The sequence below is a fragment of the Algibacter sp. genome, assembly GCF_039977455.1.
Taxonomy (GTDB): Bacteria; Bacteroidota; Bacteroidia; order Flavobacteriales; family Flavobacteriaceae; genus Algibacter_B.
In genome coordinates, this window is sequence record NZ_JBDWDG010000029.1 from 77,297 (window position 1) to 98,706 (window position 21,410).

The window sequence follows — 21,410 nt, forward strand, 5'->3', positions numbered from 1 at the left end:
TTATAACGAACATTATTAAGATTATATTTTTATAAATTTGCGTTCTCTTAAAAAAAACCAATTATATCTACCCTAAGAAATATTATGAATAATTTAAAATTTACTTTTTACGTTTTAATAGCAGTTCACTCCTTGTTTATTAGTGCTCAAACATCAATTACCGGCACAATAAAGGACACAAACAACCAACCTATTACTGGGGCAAGTGTGATTCTTAATTCTGAACCAAATAATTTTGGCACTACTAATTTATCAGGTCAATTTACTTTAGTAAACATCCCCAATGGAAATTATACTTTAACCGTTTCTCATATAGGCTTTAAAACCATTAACGACCAAATAACCGTTAATTCCAATAGCACAAATTTCAATTATACACTAAAAACAGATATATTAAACCTGCATACCATAGTTGTTACCGGCAATTTCTCTCCTAAAACCCAATTAGAATCTAGCACATCGGTAACAACACTAAATGCAAAATCGATTAACCAAGTTTACCCACAAGGCACCGCTAATTTACTTCAAAATATCCCTGGAACGTATACCGATGCTTCTGCTGGCGAAGTTTTCACTAGAGTGTATACTAGAGGGATTTCAGCAGCTTCAGAAGACGATATGGGTTGGTATTACGTTTCCTTACAAGAAGACGGTTTACCTATAAGCTTGGTACAGCACTCGTATTATGGACCAGATCTTTTCCATCGTGTTGACTTAACAACTTCTAGGGTTGAAGCTTTACGAGGCGGCACCGCTTCAATAACCACTATGAATGCTCCTGGAGGCGTTTATAACTTTATATCTAGAACTACTTCGGAAAAATTAAATGGTGAAATACAATTGCAAAATGGTATTCAAGGTGAAGGCAACCCATTATACCGCGTTGATGCCGTTTTAGGAGGTGGCTTTGGCAATGATTGGTTTTTTAACCTTGGTGGACATTACCGCCATAATGATGGCGCAAGAAACACCGATTTCACTTTTAGTAAAGGTGGACAATTTAAGTTTGATGTTAAAAAGGAAAACTCACGAGGCTATTTTAAATTCTATGGAAAATATTTAAACGATTACACCAATAGATATAATGGTGTAGCTGCGACAAATTGGAACAATCCACAAGCCGCTTTTGGGCAAGACTTTAATACCACAGCCTTATTAATGCCTGAGTTTAATGCCACCATTCCGGATGGGCGACATTTAAATACCACAAACAAATTCAACCCTTCTAATGGAGTTCATGCTAAAGATTTAGCTTTTGGAGTGGATTTATTTCAAAACTTAGGTAATAATTGGTCTGTTAAAAATAATATGAAATTTTCTGCTAAAAACGCAAACTGGCAAACCTCTATTAGCAACGCTTTTGTTTCAATTAGCGACCCTACGGTTTATTATTTAGTGAGCAACGGAAATCCTTTTCCTGTTGGACAAATTGTATTTAAAGATGCAAACTCAGGAAACGAACTTGCTAGAATTGATAATAGCGGTATTTTTAGTGGCAACCCTTCTGAGTATTTAACAGATGGCACTTTACCAAACGATGCTGTAATGGGAACCTCAACATGGTACAAAGACAATGCTGCCGACGAATTTATGCAGCAACTAACCCTAAGAAAAGAGTGGGATAATCATGATTTAAATTTTGGCTTTGCTACTGGTTTTTCAGATACATCGGTATTTACTCAAGGTAGTTTTGCATTTTCAACTTACGAAAACAATCCTAGAATGTTACAAGTTACTTTAGAAAACCCTGGGGATCCTGTATTAGCGTTATCCGATGAATATGGAATAAGTAATTATGGCGGGTTATTTTTTACTAATAGTCGTGCTAAAATTAGTCAGATTGCAACATTTGCAAACGACCGATGGAAATTGTCTGATAAGCTAAACCTAGATTTAGGACTGCGATTTGAATCCATAACCCACAAAGGAAGCAACGACCGTTTTGCGCCTTTTACCCAAGATGGCGGACTAGATGGTGATGAAACCACGGCCTACGACAACAATATTTTAACACCAACTGGCGAACGCGATAATTTTAATTACAACTATAATTATGTATCGTATTCTGCCGGTTTAAATTACAAACTAACTGACGACGCCTCTTTATTTGGTCGTTTATCACAGGGCAATAAAGCACCAGAATTAAACTATTATTTTAACAATTTTGCAAATGTCCCTATCAATAAAGCAGGAGCTATTCAAAAAATTAATCAAGTTGAAATTGGATTAAAATCTGCAGTAAAATCGTTTTCGTTCACCAGCACCTTATTTTGGAGTGAATTAAAAAACGTTGGTGTTTCTAATTTTGAATTTGATGGTGAAACAAGCAGTATTTTCTATACACCAATTCAATTTAATAGCTCACGCACATTAGGACTAGAATGGGAAACTAGCTACACTCCTTTGTCATACCTAACATTTCGTTTTAACGGCATTCTGCAAGACCCTAAAGCAACAAACTGGAACATATATGATGCTGCCGGAACGGTTGATGTAAGTGATGATAGTATTACCGATTATTCAGGAAACACCCTAGCCTTTAACCCTAAATTGATGTTTAATGCTGCAGCCGAATTTTCAAAAAACAAACTATCTTCATTTTTAAAGTGGAAGTATACTGGAAAACGCGAAGGAAACATTGCTAATGCGTTTCAATTAGATGCCTATAGTGTTTTTGACGCAGGACTTGGTTATAAAATAAGCAAAAACATAAGTGCTAATTTACTAGTAACAAATCTGTTTAATTCTGATGGACTTGCTAACTTTTTTGGAGCCAACTCTTTTGGAGCGAATGCTAATGGGGTAACTTCTGAATATATTAACGAAAACCCAGATGCTAGCTTTATTGTAGTACCTATTTTACCAAGATCTACCTTATTACAACTAAATTATAAATTCTAAACTAACACAAGCCTTCATAAAGTTATTGTTAGCCTAATTAATGACATTAAACTGAGCATTATTGGTATTTTAACACCAAAGGAAATTATAAAATAATAAACCATAAAAAAAGCGAATCTAATTAAAAACTAGATTCGCTTTTGTTTTGAGATAAGACTAAAATTATTTTCTTCTTCTCTTTTTCTCTTCCTTTTTAAGTTCCTCTAAGGTCCAATAGTCTTCCCTGTCTTTAGATTGTGCTCTAGCGTTTCTAACCACTTTTCTATCAACATTATCGGCATCATTCATAGCTCTTACATAACTAAGTACATCTGCAATCCATTGATCGCTATTATCTTTAAGAGGCATCATTATACCATACTCTTTACCTTCAATTGGGCCAATTAGTCCGTTTAATAAAATCTTACTTAACGTACCCTTATCTCCTGTAACTCTTTCGCTACCTATTAAAGATGGTGCAATTAGACCTCCATCTTCTGTTGGCAACCCTTTTAAATCGGCACCGTGACAAGTAATACATAATTGTTTATAGGCATCATAACCCTTAACAATACTTAATCTAGAACCTAAACCTCTACCAGAAATCCTCTTTTTAAGTTGTGCTAACTGAGAGTCATCTTTCTTTAAACTTTCAACTACAGCATGGGAGATAATTTCATGACCTTCATATTGTGTTTTAATAGTGTTTAGGAGTTCTGTAGCCTTTTTATCTTTACTATAGCGTAAACTTAAAGCCAATTGGTTTACTACATTTACATCAGCATCAACAATTAACTTTTCTAAATCTTCAAGAATATTTGTATCGCCTGCCTTTAGGAAATTTTCGCTCAACCTAATTGCGGTAAGTCTAACGCGATAATCTTCGTCATGTAATTTTTCAGTAATTAAGGTTTGATCAATATTATTTAAACCTTCTAAAGTCCACAAGGCTGTAACACGCTCTAAACCTAAATCTTTATCACTATTAAACAAGCCATCCATAAAAGAAGTATTATCTCGAGCTATAGCTTGTAATTCTGGAATAACGGATTCATCACCTTTTAAAACAATTAACTTTTGTGCTGTGTTTCTATACCAACCATTTCTATGACTTAGATATGGTATTAATTCGGATGCTTTCTTTCCAATTAAATTAGGTTTTTTATCCAACTCTATATCCTCATGTACAATTCTATAAATTCTACCTTTTCCAATATTTTTATCCAATTCCTTTCGCAGAATTACTGGTCTTAAAAAACTTCCTTTTTTGGTCCAGTTACTTTCTTGAATAATACCGCGATACATATCTACAATATAAAGTGCACCATCAGGACCTGTTTTTGCTTGTAATGGTCTAAAATTTAAATCTGTTGAAGCCATAAACTCAGCGTTATCATAGGCATTATAAAGTACCTTTTTGCCGTTTTCATTTTTTATTTTCGCTCTACGAATTAGCCTTCCTACAGGTTCAGGAATAAAAAGATCGCCATATAAACTAGGAGGTAATTTATGTCCTCTATAAATTTCTTGTCCAGCCACACCCGTAAAATGGTTAAGTGTACCGTCTTCACGCAATCTTTTTGGACCTCCTTGAACATCTGGAGTACCAACTACCGGCCAAGGCTCCGAAAAACCTTCTGAAAGACGACCTTTTGCATTAAACTCACCGTAAACTGGTGGCTGTTGGAATCCGTAAGCCGGATTTTCACTACCCGCAGAAGAGTAATACATATTACCTAAGTCATCTTGAGTAAGTCCCCATTGCCCTCTACTTGGCATGTTTTCTAGAGAATCTACCTCTACTTCCCCATTACTTTTAAATTTAAATCGAACTGGATTATACGTTGTATATAACCAGTTATCTAAATTCCAAATTAGCCCACTTTGTTGATGTTCTAAATTTCCACCACGACGGTTTGGATTATAGTAAACACGTTCTTTTTTATCGGCAACACCATCGCCATCGGTATCCTTATAACTCCATAAATCGTATGAAAATGTTTCATTAACAATTAATTCGTTTTCAAGAGGTAAAATCATTCTTGGTAATAATAAGCTATCAATAAAAACGGTGCTTTTATCCATTTTACCATCACCATCTAAATCTTCAAGCATTTTAATTTTACTAATGTTTCTATTAGTACCGCTACCATTAACATCTTGCATATATGTATTCATTTCTGCCACATACATTCTACCATTCCCATCCCATGCAATGGTTACAGGTTCATCAATCATTGGTTCGCTAGCAACAAGCTCCACTTTATAACCTTCAGGTAAATAAAATGTTTTCATGCTTTCCTCTGGCGAAAGAAATTCTGAGGAAGCCTCTTTTACTATTTCCGGTTTTTCGTAAATTTTATCGACATATTCTTTTTTTCCACAACTGAAAAGTGACAAGAAAACAACTGAAAGTGTATAAACATTTTTAAATTTCATGGTAAATGGTTAGAGTTTAGATTATTATTATTTGTAAAAAAGTCAATTAGAAGCCTTTTATTAATATGTAAAATTACTAGTACTATTAGAAGTTTATGATAATTTATTGCTCCAATGCTATAACAAGGATTTCAAAAGGGCGAAACATCCATTAATTAATATAAATACTTTTAAGCATAGAGTCCAGTTTTAGTAAAAAAAAAGTCTTTCTGTGTGTTTACTTATAAACTAAGCACAATAGAAAGACTTGAGTATAACTTAAAAAAATTGTCAATGTTACTCAACAATTAACTTTCCTTTCATTAAAGCATAATGCCCAGGGAAACTACATAGAAAATCGTAAGTACCAGCTTCTGGCGCATCAAATTCTATAACGGTTGTTTCACCAGCACCAACAAGGTCTGTATGTGCAATAACATCTTTACCATTTTCAGGAATATATTGCGTGGCTTTAGCTGTAGCTGCTTTGTTTCCAAATGCGGTTAAATTCACCCCTTTTTTTAATAAAACAAAATTGTGTCCCATAACATTTTTGTCCATTTTACCTATATGCTTTAAAGTAACCTTTACTTTTTGACCCGCTTTTACACGAATTTCCTTTTTGCTAAATTGCATAGCATCATTTCCGGTAATAACCACATCGTTTTGGTTACTTTTTGTTTCCTTAACTACCTCTGTTTTCTTATCGTATGAAAACCCTTCTTTCTTTTTTTCTTCCTTACCACCACATGCTACTAACACCATTCCAGAAAAAATAGCTACTGCCAAATACTTAATTGATTTCATCTTATAATTTTGTTTAAATTTAATTTACTTGCTTTACTATAACCTCAAATATACACATATAAAGGCTTAGTATAGTACAATATTTTTCAGTGAAAAATTCTATACTATACTAAGCCTAAATTAAAATAATTCCTTAAAGAATTACAAATTACTTAAAACCAATTTTTACTTGGAAAAATTAAGCTTTATAAAATATAATCGGTGCTAATAAAATTAGAAGTTTTCTTATCTAATAATTCGTTTAAAATAGCATTATTATAAGGGTTGTCTTTTGACGCCACAAAGGTTCTTATTGAGAACGAACGTAAAGCATCATGTACACTTAGTGTACCAAAAGCAGAATCTTTTCGTCCTGTAAATGGATATACATCTGGTCCACGTTGGCAAGAGCTATTTAAGTTAACGCGACAAACTAGGTTTACTAAGGTATCAATTAATGGTGATAATGTTGTGATATTTTTACCAAACAAACTTACTTGTTGACCATAATCAGATTCAGCCATATCATCTAAAGGCTCTTCAATATCCGAGAATGAAACCACAGGTACAACAGGTCCAAATTGCTCTTCGCTAAACACACGCATGTCTTTAGTAACCGGATATAAAACGGCTGGAAATATAAAATTCTCTAATATTTCACCACCTTTTTTATTAATGACCCGCGCTCCTTTTTCTTTTGCATCATCAATTAATTCTTGAATATAAGCAGGCTTTTCGGTTTCTGGAAGTGGTGTTAATTTAACACCAGATTCCCAGGGGTTACCAAACTTTAATTGATCGACTTTAAAAGCAAAACGCCTGTTAAACTCTTCCACTACAGATTCGTGAACATATAACACTTTTAATGCTGTACAACGTTGACCGTTAAAGGACAAAGTTCCTGCAATACACTCTTCAACAGCTAAGTCTAAATCGGCATCAGGTAAAACAATTGCAGGGTTTTTAGCTTCTAAACCTAAAACCATTCTAAGTCTATTTCCTTTAGGATGTTGAGATTGCAAAGCATTCGCCGAAGCACTATTCCCTATTAAAGCCAGTACATCTATTTTTCCCGATTGCATAATTGGAGTTGCCAATACACGGCCACGACCGTAAACAATGTTTACAACGCCCTCTGGGAAACTTTTTTGAAACGCTTCTAATAATGGTGATATTAATAAAACCCCTAGTTTAGCAGGCTTAAAAATAACAGGATTTCCCATTATAAGCGCTGGAATTAATAAGGTAAAAGTTTCATTTAAAGGATAATTGTAAGGTCCTAAACACAACACAACTCCTAATGGACCACGACGAATATGCGCGTAAACTCCTGAGTTTTTCTCAAATTTAGCAGAATCTCTATCTATTTGCTTATAAGCCTCAATAGTATCATAAATATAATCAACAGTTCTATCAAACTCTTTTTCAGAATCCGGTAGGTTTTTGCCAATTTCCCACATTAATAATTTTACAACTTCTTCACGCTTGGTTTTCATTTCTTCAACAAAACTCTCCATGCATGCAATTCTATCGCCAACTTTCATGGTTGGCCATAAGCCTTTACCATTATCGTAGGCTCGAGTTGCAGAATCAAGAACCTCTAAAGCTTCTTTTTCGCCTAACTGCGGAATTGTTCCTAGTAGTGTTTGCTTATAATCGCTAGTAGAAGATATAGTTGAATAAACCTCGGCAGTTTCGCCTTCCCAATGTTTTAATTCACCATCGGACAAATAAGTTGACTGATGCAAAAGGGATTCAATTTTATAATCCTCTGGAATATCTTTAAAAGGATGCTTCATAACTCTTTTTAGTTTTTTTAAAGTCTAAAACCCGTATAGATTTTAAACTTCTCTTATTAATTTGTTTATAACCAAAATAACTAAATTTTACTTAGAATTATACTCAGAAATTCAAATAACCACTAAAATTAGAACGCAAACGATTTCGCAAATAAGATGACATAAAGTTGTACAAAATCACACTAAAAACTGAAACAAATTAGGCTTATCATTTAAATAATCGCCATAAAAATTACGTTGTTTCATTTTGGAAATTAAGGGTTCTAAATCGGCTGCCGATTTTAGTTGTACACCTACCACTGCAGCCCCGTTTTCTCGGTTGGTTTTTTTAGCATACTGAAAATACGTGATATCGTCATCCTCTCCTAAAATATCTACCACAAACTCCTTTAAAGCACCTGCTCGTTGAGGAAAGTTTATTATAAAATAATGTTTTAAATTGGCGTACAGCAGTGCGCGTTCTTTAATTTCGGGAGTTCGCGTGATATCATTATTACTGCCACTAACCACACAAACAACATTTTTACCTTTAATTTGTTCAGCATAAAAATCTAGAGCAGAAATACTCAATGCCCCAGCAGGTTCAACCACAATAGCATCTTTATTATAAAGTTCTAAAATGGTTTCGCATACTTTGCCTTCAGGCACGGTAATCATATCGGTTAAATTTTCTTTACAAATGGCAAAGGTTAAATCGCCAACACGTTTTACAGCTGCTCCATCTATAAATTTTTCAATTTTTTCGATGGTTGTATTTTTATTGTTTTTAAGTGATACAGACATGGAAGGAGCACCTTCTGGCTCGACTCCAATAATTTTAGTTTGAGGCGATAAAGTTTTAAACACCGTTGATAAACCTGCTGCTAAACCACCCCCACCAACAGCTATAAACACATAATCAATTGGATGGGTTGCTTGTTCTAAAATTTCTAATGCAATAGTAGCTTGTCCTTCAATTACTTTTTTATCATTAAAAGGATGAATAAACGTTTTACCCAACTCATCGCATTCTAACATAGCAGCATGATACGAATCATCAAAAGTATCCCCAATTAATTTAATTTCTATAAAATCTTCACCAAACATTTCCACCTGTTCCACCTTTTGGTTAGGGGTTGGCGCTGGCATAAAAATAGTTCCTTTAATTTTTAATAGTTTACAAGATAAAGCTACACCTTGGGCATGATTACCAGCACTGGCACACACTACACCATTTAAAGCTTGTTGTGGCGTTAGCGAGCTAATTTTATTATAAGCACCTCTAATTTTATACGACCGCACTTGTTGTAAGTCTTCGCGCTTTAATAAAACATTGGCGTTATACTTTTTTGAATACCTTAAACTTTCACTTAAAGGTGTTACTGTGGATACCGTTTTAATAGTTTCCGCAGCAGCTTTTACGTTTTCTATACTCGGAAAATAAGTGTGTTTATTCTGACTCATTTGTTAGTGCTTATCATGCTTATGCAAGGTACTTAATCCTTTTTTTTTATTAAACCATTTCTCACTTAAATTAAGAAATGGCATAAAAAAACCTGTCTAGATGAAAACATCAGACAGGTTTTTGAAATATAGTTTAGTTTAGTTGTACTCGGAACTTATACTATTGGCTTCATAGCCGTCATAGATCCTCTTAAGAACTCACCAACTTTTTCAACTGGGTGATTTCTTAAAGCAGCATTTACTTCTATAAGTTTAGCGTTATCAACACCTTCACCATTATCTTTAGCGTAAGGTTTTCCAATAACATCTGTTTTTATATTTTTCATAAAATCAGCTAATAAAGGCTTACAAGCATGGTCGAACAAATAACATCCGTACTCTGCAGTATCAGAAATCACACTATTCATTTCGTATAATTTACGTCTTGCAATAGTGTTTGCAATAAGTGGAGTTTCGTGTAAAGACTCATAGTATGCCGATGCATCGATAATTCCAGAATCTGTCATAGCTTCAAAAGCTAATTCAACACCTGCTCTTACCATAGCTACCATTAACACACCGTTATCGTAGTACTCTTGCTCAGAAATTTCAACATCACCTGCTGGCGTTTTTTCGAAATTAGTTTCAGCAGTAGCTGCTCTCCATGTTAATAAATCATGATCATTGTTAGCCCAATCCGCCATCATTCCGGCAGAAAAACGACCTTCAATAATATCATCCATATGTTTTTGGAATAATGGACGCATAATATCTTTTAATTCTTCTGATAACTCAAAAGCTTTAATTTTTGCTGGGTTAGACAAACGATCCATCATGTTAGTTACACCACCATACTTAAGACCTTCTGTTACAGTTTCCCAACCGTATTGAATTAATTTTGAGGCATAACCTGCATCAATACCTTCTTCAACCATTTTATCGAAACAAAGGATAGAACCTGTTTGTAACAATCCACAAAGGATAGTTTGTTCTCCCATTAAATCAGACTTTACCTCAGCAATAAAAGACGATGCTAAAACACCGGCTCTATCACCTCCAGTTGCTACTGCATAAGCTTTAGCTTGTGCCCAACCTTTTCCTTCAGGATCATTTTCTTCGTGTACAGCAATTAATGTTGGCACACCAAAACCTCTTTTATACTCTTCTCTCACCTCTGTTCCAGGACATTTAGGCGCCACCATAATAACGGTAAGGTCTTCACGTACTTGAGTACCTTCTTCAACAATATTAAAACCGTGAGAATAAGATAATGTTGCTCCTTTTTTCATTAAAGGCATAACAGCATTTACAACACTTGTATGTTGCTTATCTGGTGTTAAGTTTAATACTAAATCTGCAGTAGGAATTAATTCTTGGTAAGTACCAACTGTAAATCCGTTTTCAGATGCATTAATAAAAGATTGACGTTTTTCTGCAATAGCAGCATCACGTAAAGCATAAGAAATATCTAAACCAGAATCTCTCATGTTTAATCCTTGGTTTAACCCTTGAGCTCCACACCCAACGACTACAATTTTCTTTCCTTTTAATGCGGTTACTCCATCAGTAAACTCAGAAGCATCCATAAATCTACACTTCGATAATTGATTTAATTTATCTCTTAAAGATAGTGTGTTAAAATAATTTCCCATTTTATATTTAATTGTTATTATTGGTTATCGAATGCTTTTAGCAATTCGGTTATTTTCATTTGATCTTTTGTAACTGCAATGCGTCCAGAACGCACAAATTGCATTATGCCAAAACCATTTAAATCGCGTCGCAGAGATTCAATTTCGTTTCGTCTACCCGATTTTTCAAGCACAAAAAACTCTTTGTTTACGGTTACAATTCTAGCATAGCTTTCCTTAATAATATTCTGAATTTGCGGTTCGTTAAACAACAAATCAGATTTTATTTTAAACATACAAGACTCTGTAAATATGGTTTCGTCTTCAGTATGGTAATATGCTTTTATGGTTTCAACTTGTTTTTCAATTTGCTTAACAATTTTACACGCTGTGTCTTCGTTAATATTAACAACAATTACAAAACGATTGACACCATCAATCTCAGATTGTGATGTTGTTAAACTTTCGATATTGATATGTCTACGCTGAAAAATAGCTGAAATACGATTCAATAAACCGATATTATTTTCGGTATAAATTGATATTGTGAATGATTGTATATCTTCGTTCATCTCTATAATCTTAACTTAATCTTACATCTGAAACCGATGCTCCTGATGGAATCATTGGAAACACGTTATCTTCTTTTTCAACACAAACCTCTAAAAAATAAGACTCTTTTGATGCCATCATTTCTTTTACAGCTTCTGCCAATTCATCACGTTTAGTAACTTTTCTAGCCTTAATGTAATAACCTTCGGCAATAGCTACAAAGTTTGGATTTGTCATTTCGGTTGATGCATAACGCTTATCAAAAAACAACTGTTGCCATTGACGCACCATACCTAAAAATTCATTATTTAAAACCACAATTTTAACAGCGGCTTTTTGCTGAAAAATGGTTCCTAACTCTTGAATATTCATTTGGTAACCACCGTCGCCAATAATAGCAACTACCTCACGGTCTGGCGCTGCCATTTTTGCTCCAATAGCTGCGGGAAGCGCAAACCCCATAGTACCCAAACCACCCGAAGTAATATTACTTTTTGTAATATTAAAATCGGCATATCTACAAGCAATCATTTGATGCTGTCCTACATCTGAAACAATTGCTGCATTCCCATTACTTTCTATATTGATTTGCTTTAAAACCTCGCCCATGGTCAACCCTTCTTTTGTTGGGTTGATATCACCATTAATAACTTGGTCGAATTCAATAGCATATAAATCTTTAAATTCTTTTAACCACGCGTCGTGAGTATTAGTATTTAAAGCTTCAGATAACATGGCTAAACTTTCTTTAGAATTTCCTAAAACAGCAACATCTACTTTTACGTTTTTGTTAATTTCTGCTGGGTCAATATCAAAATGAATAATTTTAGCCTGTTTGGCGTAACTATCTAAATTACCGGTAACACGATCGTCAAAACGCATACCTATAGCAATTAAAACATCGCACTCGTTAGTTAATTTATTTGGTGCATAATTACCATGCATACCAACCATACCAATATTTAAAGGATGTGATGTTGGAAATGCCGACGCACCAAGAATTGTCCACGCCGAAGGAATACCAGCCTTTTCAATAACGGTTTTAAGTTCTGCTTCGGCTTGACCTAAAATAACACCTTGCCCCCAAACAATCATTGGTTTTTTAGCATTATTAATCAATTCCGCAGCAGCGTTTATAGCCTCTTGACTAGTTTTTGGTACAGGGTTATAACTTCTAACACCTCTACATTTTTCGTAATTAAAATCTAACTCAGCAACTTGCGCATCTTTAGTAATATCGACCAATACTGGTCCTGGTCTTCCGCTTTTAGCAATGTAAAATGCTTTGGCAATAGCCGCAGGAATATCTTCTGCTTTAGTAACTTGGCAATTCCATTTTGTTACTGGTGTAGAAATACCAACTATATCGGTTTCTTGAAAAGCATCACTACCTAATAAATGTGAAAACACTTGCCCAGTAATACACACTAATGGTGTAGAATCTATTTGAGCATCTGCAATTCCTGTTATTAAATTGGTTGCCCCTGGTCCTGAAGTTGCCATTGCAACGCCAACTTTACCAGATATACGCGCATACCCTTGAGCGGCATGTGCTGCACCTTGTTCATGACGCGTTAATACGTGATGTATTTGGTCTTTAAATTTATATAATTCGTCATACACAGGCATAATTGCTCCTCCTGGATATCCATAAAGAATATCAACACCCTCTGCCATCAAACTTCTTACTACAGCTTCGCTACCTGATATACGTTGTGTTTTTTCTGCCACTTCTTGGTTCTTGTTAAATGTTTGTGTTTTCATAGTCTCAACGTTAAATGATGAGATTCCTACCCGCGCAGGAATGACAATTTATTACAAATCAGTTACACAGCCTTTTGAAGCCGATGCTACCGTTTTTGCGTATTTGTATAATATTCCTTTATTGTGTTTTAATGCTGGTTGTACCCATTGCGCTTTTCTTTCTGCTAATTCTTCATCAGATAGTAAAACATTAATGGAGTTATCTTCAGCACTAATTCTAATTTTATCACCAGTTTTTATTAATCCAATAGTTCCACCATTTTGTGCTTCAGGTGTAATATGTCCCACAACAAAACCATGTGTACCACCAGAAAAACGTCCATCGGTAATTAATGCTACCGATTTTCCTAAACCTGCTCCCATAATTAATGAGGTTGGTTTTAACATTTCGGGCATTCCTGGACCTCCTTTTGGACCTACATATCTAATTACGACCACATCACCTCTTTCAACTTCACCATTAGAAATCCCAGTATTTGCTGCTTGCTCACCATCGTAAACCACAGCTTTCCCTTCAAATAATAAACCTTCATTTCCTGATATTTTTGCAACGGCACCTTCGGTTGCTAGGTTACCATAAAGAATCTGTAAGTTACCTGAAGATTTTAATGCTTTATCCTTTGGAAAAATAACATCTTGATCATCCTCAAAGGAAAGAGGCTCAACATCAGCTAAATTTTCAGCTAAGGTTTTTCCTGTTACGGTTAAACATTCCCCATGTAAGTAACCATTATCTAGCAGATACTTCATAACAGCTGGCGTTCCACCAACACCATGAACATCTTCCATAAGGTATTTTCCAGATGGTTTTAAATCGGCTATTAACGGCGTTCTATCGCTTACACGTTGAAAATCCTCTAACGTAAACTCAATATCTGCAGCATGTGCAATAGCTAAAAAGTGCAACACTGCATTTGTAGAACCTCCTAAAGCATTTACTAACGCAATCGCATTTTCAATAGATTTTTTCGAAATAATATCTAAAGGCTTTAAATCTAATTCTAAAAGGTTTTTAATAGCTCTTGCTGTTCTTTCGCTTTCCGATAATTTATTAGGATTTTCTGCAGGAATAGATGAGTTATATGGTAATGCAAACCCCATACATTCAATTGCCGAAGCCATTGTATTTGCGGTATACATACCACCACAAGCTCCTGCTCCTGGAATAGCACTCTTTATAATTTCTCTATATTCTTCTTCACCAATTTCGCCAGCTACTTTTTGACCTAAAGCCTCGAAAGCCGAAACGATATTTAATTTTCTTCCTTTATATTTCCCAGACGCAATCGTTCCTCCATACATCATAATTGACGGACGGTTTAAACGCAACATCGCAATAACTGCTCCTGGCATATTTTTATCGCATCCAACAACAGAAACTAAAGCATCATAACTTTGCGCGTTCATTACCGTTTCAATTGAATCTGCAATAATATCACGAGATGCTAAAGAGTAATTCATACCCGAAGTTCCCATAGAAATACCATCACTAACACCAATAGTATTAAACCCTAAACCTACCATATTGGTTATTTTACACTCAATTTTAACCTCGGCAGCTAAATTATTTAAGTGCATGTTACATGGGTTTCCGTCGTAGCCAGTACTTGCAATACCCACTTGAGCCTTTTGCATGTCTTCATCTGTTAAACCGACTGCATATAACATGGCTTGAGATGCTGGTTGAGATTCGTCTTGTGTTAGTCTTTTACTATGTTTATTAAGTTCTTTCATATTTATTGCAAACAACTTTAGTCTTTAGCTTATTTTATTTTTGTATTCTCAGTAAATTCAGCTTTTTATTAAAAACTCTTCAATTTCACCAAAACAACTTGTCGAAATTAATTTATTAGCTTCTTATAGCCGATAACCTTTGTCTTTTCAGGTTAAATCCATGACTGTAAAAATCAACTCAATCACCTGTTTACCAGCTTTTTAGATGGATTTTTTTATGATGTTCAAAACAAAAAAAAAGTTCATAAAAAAACCTTCCTAATTCAGGAAGGTTATTATTATTTAATTTTGTTTTAAACACCCTTCCTTAGCCTTGTGAAATAATCACAAGGACATAAATAGGGCGCATATTCAAAAAATGTTTTTTCATCAGGATTGTGCAAATATTTACATTTAAATTTTAACAGCCAACTTATTGCCAAAAAAAACAAAAACAGACACACATATTCTTTTATTTTTTTACTTTTGCGAAAACAAATAATAAGAGGAAAGATTTGACTGATTGCAACCTCTTTACATTAAAATTTAAGTTAATGTAAACAAAAATGCTAAAGGCAGTGTAAACTTCCTTCGACGTTCTCGTCAAATCTTACCGTAAAATAATAATTATGGCATATTTATTCACTTCAGAGAGTGTATCTGAAGGACACCCAGACAAGGTCGCAGACCAAATTAGCGATGCATTAATTGATAACTTTTTAGCTTTTGATGCAGCATCGAAAGTAGCTTGTGAAACATTAGTTACAACAGGACAGGTTATACTTGCGGGCGAAGTAAAATCGACCACCTATTTAGATGTACAAAAAATAGCAAGAGACACCATAAACAAGATTGGTTATACCAAAGGCGAATACATGTTTGATGGGAATTCTTGTGGCGTTTTATCGGCCATTCATGAGCAATCTCAGGAAATTAATCAAGGTGTAGACCGTGGTATCAAAGAAGAACAAGGTGCTGGCGACCAAGGCATGATGTTTGGTTATGCCACTAACGAAACCGAAAACTTTATGCCTTTGGCTTTGGATTTATCGCACAGAATTTTAATTGAACTTGCTGAATTACGTCGTGAAGAAAAAGACATTACGTATTTAAGACCAGATTCTAAAAGCCAGGTGACTATTGAATATAGCGATGACAACGTGCCGCAACGAATTGATGCTATTGTGGTATCGACGCAGCATGACGATTTTGATGAAGATGAAACCATGCTTGCTAAAATTAGAAAAGACATCGTTGAGATATTAATACCAAGAGTAGTTGCTAAACTTCCTGAAGATACTCAGAAACTATTTAACGACGATATTACCTACCATATTAACCCAACAGGAAAATTTGTAATTGGTGGCCCACATGGCGATACTGGTTTAACTGGACGTAAAATTATTGTTGACACCTATGGTGGAAAAGGTGCTCATGGTGGTGGTGCATTTTCTGGAAAAGACCCAAGTAAGGTAGACAGAAGTGCTGCTTATGCAACAAGACATATTGCTAAAAACTTAGTTGCAGCTGGAGTTGCAGACGAAATTTTAGTACAAGTAAGTTACGCTATTGGTGTTGTTGAACCTATGGGGATTTTTGTAGATACTTACGGAACTTGCCCGTTCAATTTAACCGATGGTGAAATTGCCGAAAAAGTTTCTGAAATTTTTGACATGAGACCATTTGCTATTGAAGAACGTTTAAAATTACGCTCACCAATGTACAGCGAAACTGCCGCTTACGGACACATGGGGCGTAAAAACGAAACCATAACCAAAACTTTTTCTCAGCCTAATGGCGAAAACATAACACTAGATGTTGAGCTATTTACTTGGGAGAAATTAGATTATGTTGATAAAGTAAAAACCGCTTTTGGGTTGTAAAACTTAAAGCTTAATTTATAATTAAAAGACCACTTTTTTTAAGGTGGTCTTTTTTTATGCGTTTGACTTTATCAAAATTTTCACCTAAATTCGTTTAACATCGGTTAGCTTTAATAAAATAACAAAGCGCAATATGCCACTCTAAATTAAATCCTTAGCTATGAAATATACCATTTCAAACACCATTAACAAGCCTATTAAAGTAGTGGCAGAAAAGTTTATGGAACCTGATGGCGCTTTACAATGGATGGAAGGCCTACAAAAAATAGAGCGCTTGTCTGATAAGCCTTATGAAGTAGGTGCTAAAAGCAGATTTCATTCCTTGCATAAAAATAAAAAGTTTGTCATAAATGAAACCATCATTGAACAAAACATGCCTTACCAAATCAAGTTTGCATTTACCAGTTCGATGGGATACAATGAAGTGGAAATGGTATTTGAAAAACTAAATGATAATACCACAAAACAAATCAACAACAGTTATTTCCAATTAAAAGGAATTATGAAATTTATTGGCCCTTTAATGAAAGGGATGTTTAAAAAGCAATCCATGAAATATTTGAACGCTTTTAAAGAATATGCAGAGAAATAACTACTATTACCAACAACTTGTGTAATTCAGTGCGTGGCATTTAATGGTTTTAAGAGAAACCTAACAGATTTCTGCATTTTCTTCCCTTTTTGCTAAATTTATCATAGCACTCAATCGTAACAAAGCGACACGCAGACACGTAAAACAAACTTGCCAAAACCCTTAGAATATGAAAACTCTCAAAATTTTACTTTTTATAATTGCAATTATAAATTCCAATAAAGGAATGTCTCAAAACATAGCATCACATCAGTGGGAAAATCGGGTTTTATTAGTTTTAACAGATGCTACTGACACCATTACTTTTCAAAATCAAATAAAAGAATTACAAACACAAGAAAACGAGCTAACAGATCGAAAACTTATAGTTTACCAAATAACAAAACATACTTACCATATTGGTTTAAAAGATGCCGAATGGCAGAATGCATCCAAACTTTATAATAAATACAATTCGGCAAACTCCCCTTTTGAAGTTATATTAATTGGTTTAGATGGGGGCATAAAGTTAAGACAAAGCCATTTACTAACCTGTAAGACCTTATTCGAGACCATAGACGTTATGCCAATGCGAAAATCTGAATTAAAGCGAAAGCGCAAATAATTTAAAAATAAAACCCAAAGCTCCCGGTAACACCAAATTTACTTGCATCAGGCTATAGCGCTTAATCTTTATAAATTCCTCTACAAATAAAGTCTATTCTAAGCACTTTAAAAATAATAGCTACACCTAAACTGCATTCCTAGCACAACGCCTTAAAAAAACTAAAAGAAACAGAAACGGCAGTTCAATTCCGATAAATTTTGGTCCTACTATATTAATATTTAGAAGCTACATATTTTGGAATAAAAACCTACCTTTAAAAAAAACTGTATTATTACCTTACCAAAACTAAGCTTATTTACAACTGCAAGTATTTGATTACCAATACATTACAATCTGTTGATTCGTCTTTTAACGCACAAAAATGCGTTTAATCGAAAAAAGACAGTTTATTTCTAGAAATAAACTAACTTCTGTTTTCTAACACTTAATTATATAAAAAGATGCAAACAAAAAACAAAGCTATTACATTTGCGTTTATCCTTTTAGCATTGACTTTTACTACAAATATGAATGCCATACAAGGAAATAGTGGCAATGGACAAGGAGGAGGAACAAGCAACAACGATGGACAGCACAATTCTACCAGCGGGAGTACACAAACAAATGGTGCTTCAACCAATAATAATGGTAACGGTGGAAACAGTGGGGTTCCTCTAGACGGTGGTCTCGGCGTTATATTAGCTGCTGCCGCCATATTTGGAATTAAAAAATTACGTGAAAAATAGTAAGTAATTTATTATTTTAACCAAATTGCATTCATAAAAAAGGGCTTATATAAGCCCTTTTTTATATTTTACAAATAAAAAATAATACTTTGGCATGTTAAAAATAAAACCCAAAGCTCCCCGTAACGCCAAATTTTCTTGCATCAGGATATAGCGCTTTATCTTTGTAATTTCCTCTAAAATTAAAATCTATTCTAAGTACCTTAAAAATATTACCTACACCTAAACTATATTCGTAATATGGCTCATTTGATGGTGCCACTAACTCGATATTATTAGGATTACTTGGCACATTATTTAATACAACGTTTTTGTCTGTTATACTTCCCATAACACCGCGTACACTTACAATTTCTCGCAGATTTAACTTACGTAAAAACGGAATTCTTGAAAATAAGCGCCCGTTAAAATTATGCTCAAAATGAAAAGAAGCATAAGTATCGGACACAAACTCGTAAAAATCAAGCTGTGAAAAAGTATTATAAATTGAAAAATACGATTGATTTCCTGGAATAACACTCAACAAACCAAGTGGTACTTCACCAAAGGTTTTACCAGCCTCAAAGGTAGTATTTAACCTTCCAAAACCACCCATTTGCCAAGGTTGTGTGTATGAAAACTGCACTTTAGTATAATCGAAGTCGCTATTAAACAAACTTTTATCCCCACGTGTTACTTGAGCAAACAAACGCGAGTAATAATCGTTAGCTACTCTACGTTCCACCCCAAAACCAGTCATTTTACGTCCTGGAAAATAAGACACCGATAAGTTGGATTCAAATTGTGTTATTTCTGAAGCTATACCAGTTGGCGTATTATAATCTAAACTAAAAGTTGGCGATGCCGATTCTAAAGTCCTGTAATTCCCTCCTAATCTAAAAATAACATTACGCCAAGGTTCTGCTTCAACCGCCAAACTTGTTAGATTAATATTGGTAAGTTTATCGTTTGTACTTGTTCCCACTACTGAAGACGATGCTAAACTCCTTCCCAATACATCGGTACTAGTAGTTAAGCTAGCTCCTATTTGCTCGATATCACGTCGGTTTCCTCCAGAAATAATGAGTCGGCTTTTTTTATCGACTAGCCATTTACCAGAAATTCCATATTTAAATTTATCGTCGTCCACTCCATAGGCTAAAAACCCTTCTAATCGCCATAAATCATTCGGCCCAAAATAGGTTCGCCCTCCAGTTCTTAAACGTAAACCTTCAACTTCGTTATATCCAAAAGTTGAAAAAACGGGTCCATAATCTAAAGGCAACGTATTAAACTCAATATACCCCGAAGCTAAAATGCTACCTAAATTATACAAACGTTTAAACTTTTTAACCGTTTTAAGAGTGTCTAACATTTTATAAACCCCTTTCTCGTCTTTATTTAAAGCTTCTAATCGGTTTTCACCCCAAAACTCATCATCTCTATTATAAACATCCTTATCATAATTATAAACTTCTGCATCGTAGAATTTTTTATCCTTTTCAATATCAAACTTATAATTATTGTATAATGTGGTACGTTTTCCGTAAACACCTCGAGACTTTTCTTTTTTATTAAAAGCAAAATCCGACAACATATAATCTCTTGTCACCAAGAAAAGAGAATCGCTTAACACCTCGAATTCCTGCTCAATATAAATTTCTTTAACCCAGTTAATATTGGCACTTTTTGAAGCTTGAAGATTAATTTCCTTAAGAGCATAGGTGGTATCTGCCACCCAAAAATCGCCTTTAAAAGTCAATTCATTTTTTCGTCGTGGGTAGTAAATAATATTATAACACCATTTATTATCGATAAAAGCACTGTCGGACAAAACATAGTTATAAGTGTTAATGCCTGTTTTAGATATAGGACTAACAAAACTTTTATCGAAAAATTTCATGTAATTATCGTACACGTTAAAATCAGAATACAAATCGCCTATAAAATCTATAATAATTTGATTATCACTAAATCCGGAGTTTTTGTTACCTAGTAAGTCTTCTTTGGTTTTATTAATAACATTATCGCCATATACTTTTGAAACGGCTTCGTTTATAAAAATAGGCAAATAGGTTTTTCCTGTAACGTTTGATGTATCTACCTCGTTAAACACAAACTCCATACCCTTAAACAGCTTGCTTTTAATAAGCGCACTATCTATGGTATTTAAATCGAATTCTACTTTTTCGTATTTATCGAATTCGTATTGTTTAAATTGCTTTAAACCATTACTTCGTTTATGTGCCCAAATTTTTCTTAAAATGTCTATAGCCGGATTATCCTTTTTAGATTGTTTTCCAGACACAATAAGTACCGTATTTAATTCGGCGGTTTCTTCTTTAAGGACAAACTTTAAATTGTAGTTTACCTTTTTTTCTAATGGTACATGTAACGTTTCGTAACCTATAAAGGTAACAACCAACCCATCCCAAGTAGCATCAGACTCTAAATAGAATTTTCCATTTTCGTTAGTTATGGTACCTTCTGTAGATCCTTTAAACACAATATTTGCGAAGGAAACAGGTTCATTATATTCATCGAACACAAAACCACTAACTTTGGTTTGTGCATACGCAGAAGATAATCCGAGGTAGAAAAGGGCAATAATTAATCTTATATTCATAATACAAAAAAACTTCATCAACAATTATGCTAA

General features: G+C 34.3%; 14 protein-coding genes. 5 read left to right on the forward strand and 9 right to left on the reverse strand.

Annotated elements, in window-relative coordinates:
* The first annotated feature begins 84 nt into the window (after positions 1-84).
* The gene (locus tag ABJM36_RS13905) at positions 85-2,901 is read left to right on the forward strand and encodes a TonB-dependent receptor (RefSeq protein ID WP_348452105.1); all 2,817 of its coding nucleotides are present in this window, start codon (positions 85-87) and stop codon (positions 2,899-2,901) included.
* Between the two features lie 162 nt (positions 2,902-3,063).
* Here ABJM36_RS13905 and ABJM36_RS13910 read toward each other — a convergent pair whose 3' ends face one another.
* The 8 genes from ABJM36_RS13910 to ilvD all read right to left on the reverse strand — a co-directional run bounded on the left by ABJM36_RS13910 (position 3,064) and on the right by ilvD (position 14,986).
* Positions 3,064-5,319: a c-type cytochrome gene (locus ABJM36_RS13910; RefSeq protein ID WP_348452106.1), complete on the reverse strand. Its 2,256-nt coding sequence runs from the start codon at positions 5,317-5,319 to the stop codon at positions 3,064-3,066.
* 276 nt (positions 5,320-5,595) lie between these two features.
* On the reverse strand, positions 5,596-6,105 hold the full coding sequence (gene azu / locus ABJM36_RS13915; protein ID WP_348452107.1) for an azurin: 510 nt from the start codon (positions 6,103-6,105) through the stop codon (positions 5,596-5,598).
* 185 nt (positions 6,106-6,290) lie between these two features.
* Entirely contained in the window at positions 6,291-7,883 is a 1,593-nt protein-coding gene (locus ABJM36_RS13920) for an NADP-dependent glyceraldehyde-3-phosphate dehydrogenase (RefSeq protein WP_348452108.1), read from the reverse strand.
* A 177-nt stretch (positions 7,884-8,060) separates the two neighbouring features.
* Positions 8,061-9,326 carry a threonine ammonia-lyase IlvA gene (gene ilvA, locus ABJM36_RS13925; RefSeq protein ID WP_348452109.1) on the reverse strand — a complete coding sequence of 422 codons (1,266 nt, stop codon included), beginning with the start codon at positions 9,324-9,326 and terminating at the stop codon, positions 8,061-8,063.
* Positions 9,327-9,481: 155 nt separating this feature from the next.
* Complete coding sequence (gene ilvC, locus ABJM36_RS13930; RefSeq protein WP_348452110.1) at positions 9,482-10,957, reverse strand: ketol-acid reductoisomerase; 1,476 nt, start codon at positions 10,955-10,957, stop codon at positions 9,482-9,484.
* A gap of 17 nt (positions 10,958-10,974) precedes the next feature.
* Positions 10,975-11,508, reverse strand: a complete 534-nt coding sequence (ilvN, locus tag ABJM36_RS13935; RefSeq protein WP_348452111.1) for an acetolactate synthase small subunit — start codon at positions 11,506-11,508, stop codon at positions 10,975-10,977.
* Between the two features lie 10 nt (positions 11,509-11,518).
* The gene (ilvB, locus tag ABJM36_RS13940; protein WP_348452112.1) at positions 11,519-13,252 is read right to left on the reverse strand and encodes a biosynthetic-type acetolactate synthase large subunit; all 1,734 of its coding nucleotides are present in this window, start codon (positions 13,250-13,252) and stop codon (positions 11,519-11,521) included.
* Positions 13,253-13,303: 51 nt separating this feature from the next.
* A complete protein-coding gene (gene ilvD / locus ABJM36_RS13945) occupies positions 13,304-14,986 on the reverse strand; it encodes a dihydroxy-acid dehydratase (protein ID WP_348452113.1) in 1,683 nt (560 codons plus the stop codon).
* Between the two features lie 608 nt (positions 14,987-15,594).
* Here ilvD and metK point away from each other — a divergent pair.
* From metK to ABJM36_RS13965, 4 genes are all read left to right on the forward strand, one after another.
* A complete protein-coding gene (metK, locus tag ABJM36_RS13950; RefSeq protein WP_348452114.1) occupies positions 15,595-16,848 on the forward strand; it encodes a methionine adenosyltransferase in 1,254 nt (417 codons plus the stop codon).
* A gap of 160 nt (positions 16,849-17,008) precedes the next feature.
* The gene (locus ABJM36_RS13955; protein WP_348452115.1) at positions 17,009-17,440 is read left to right on the forward strand and encodes an SRPBCC family protein; all 432 of its coding nucleotides are present in this window, start codon (positions 17,009-17,011) and stop codon (positions 17,438-17,440) included.
* A gap of 169 nt (positions 17,441-17,609) precedes the next feature.
* Positions 17,610-18,044, forward strand: coding sequence for a DUF4174 domain-containing protein (locus ABJM36_RS13960; protein ID WP_348452116.1), 435 nt, complete (start codon positions 17,610-17,612; stop codon positions 18,042-18,044).
* Positions 18,045-18,487: 443 nt separating this feature from the next.
* On the forward strand, positions 18,488-18,772 hold the full coding sequence (locus ABJM36_RS13965; RefSeq protein WP_348452117.1) for a hypothetical protein: 285 nt from the start codon (positions 18,488-18,490) through the stop codon (positions 18,770-18,772).
* Between the two features lie 97 nt (positions 18,773-18,869).
* On the opposite strand, the gene ABJM36_RS13970 is transcribed toward ABJM36_RS13965, so the two are convergent.
* Complete coding sequence (locus tag ABJM36_RS13970; protein ID WP_348452118.1) at positions 18,870-21,377, reverse strand: DUF5686 family protein; 2,508 nt, start codon at positions 21,375-21,377, stop codon at positions 18,870-18,872.
* Positions 21,378-21,410: the final 33 nt, after the last annotated feature.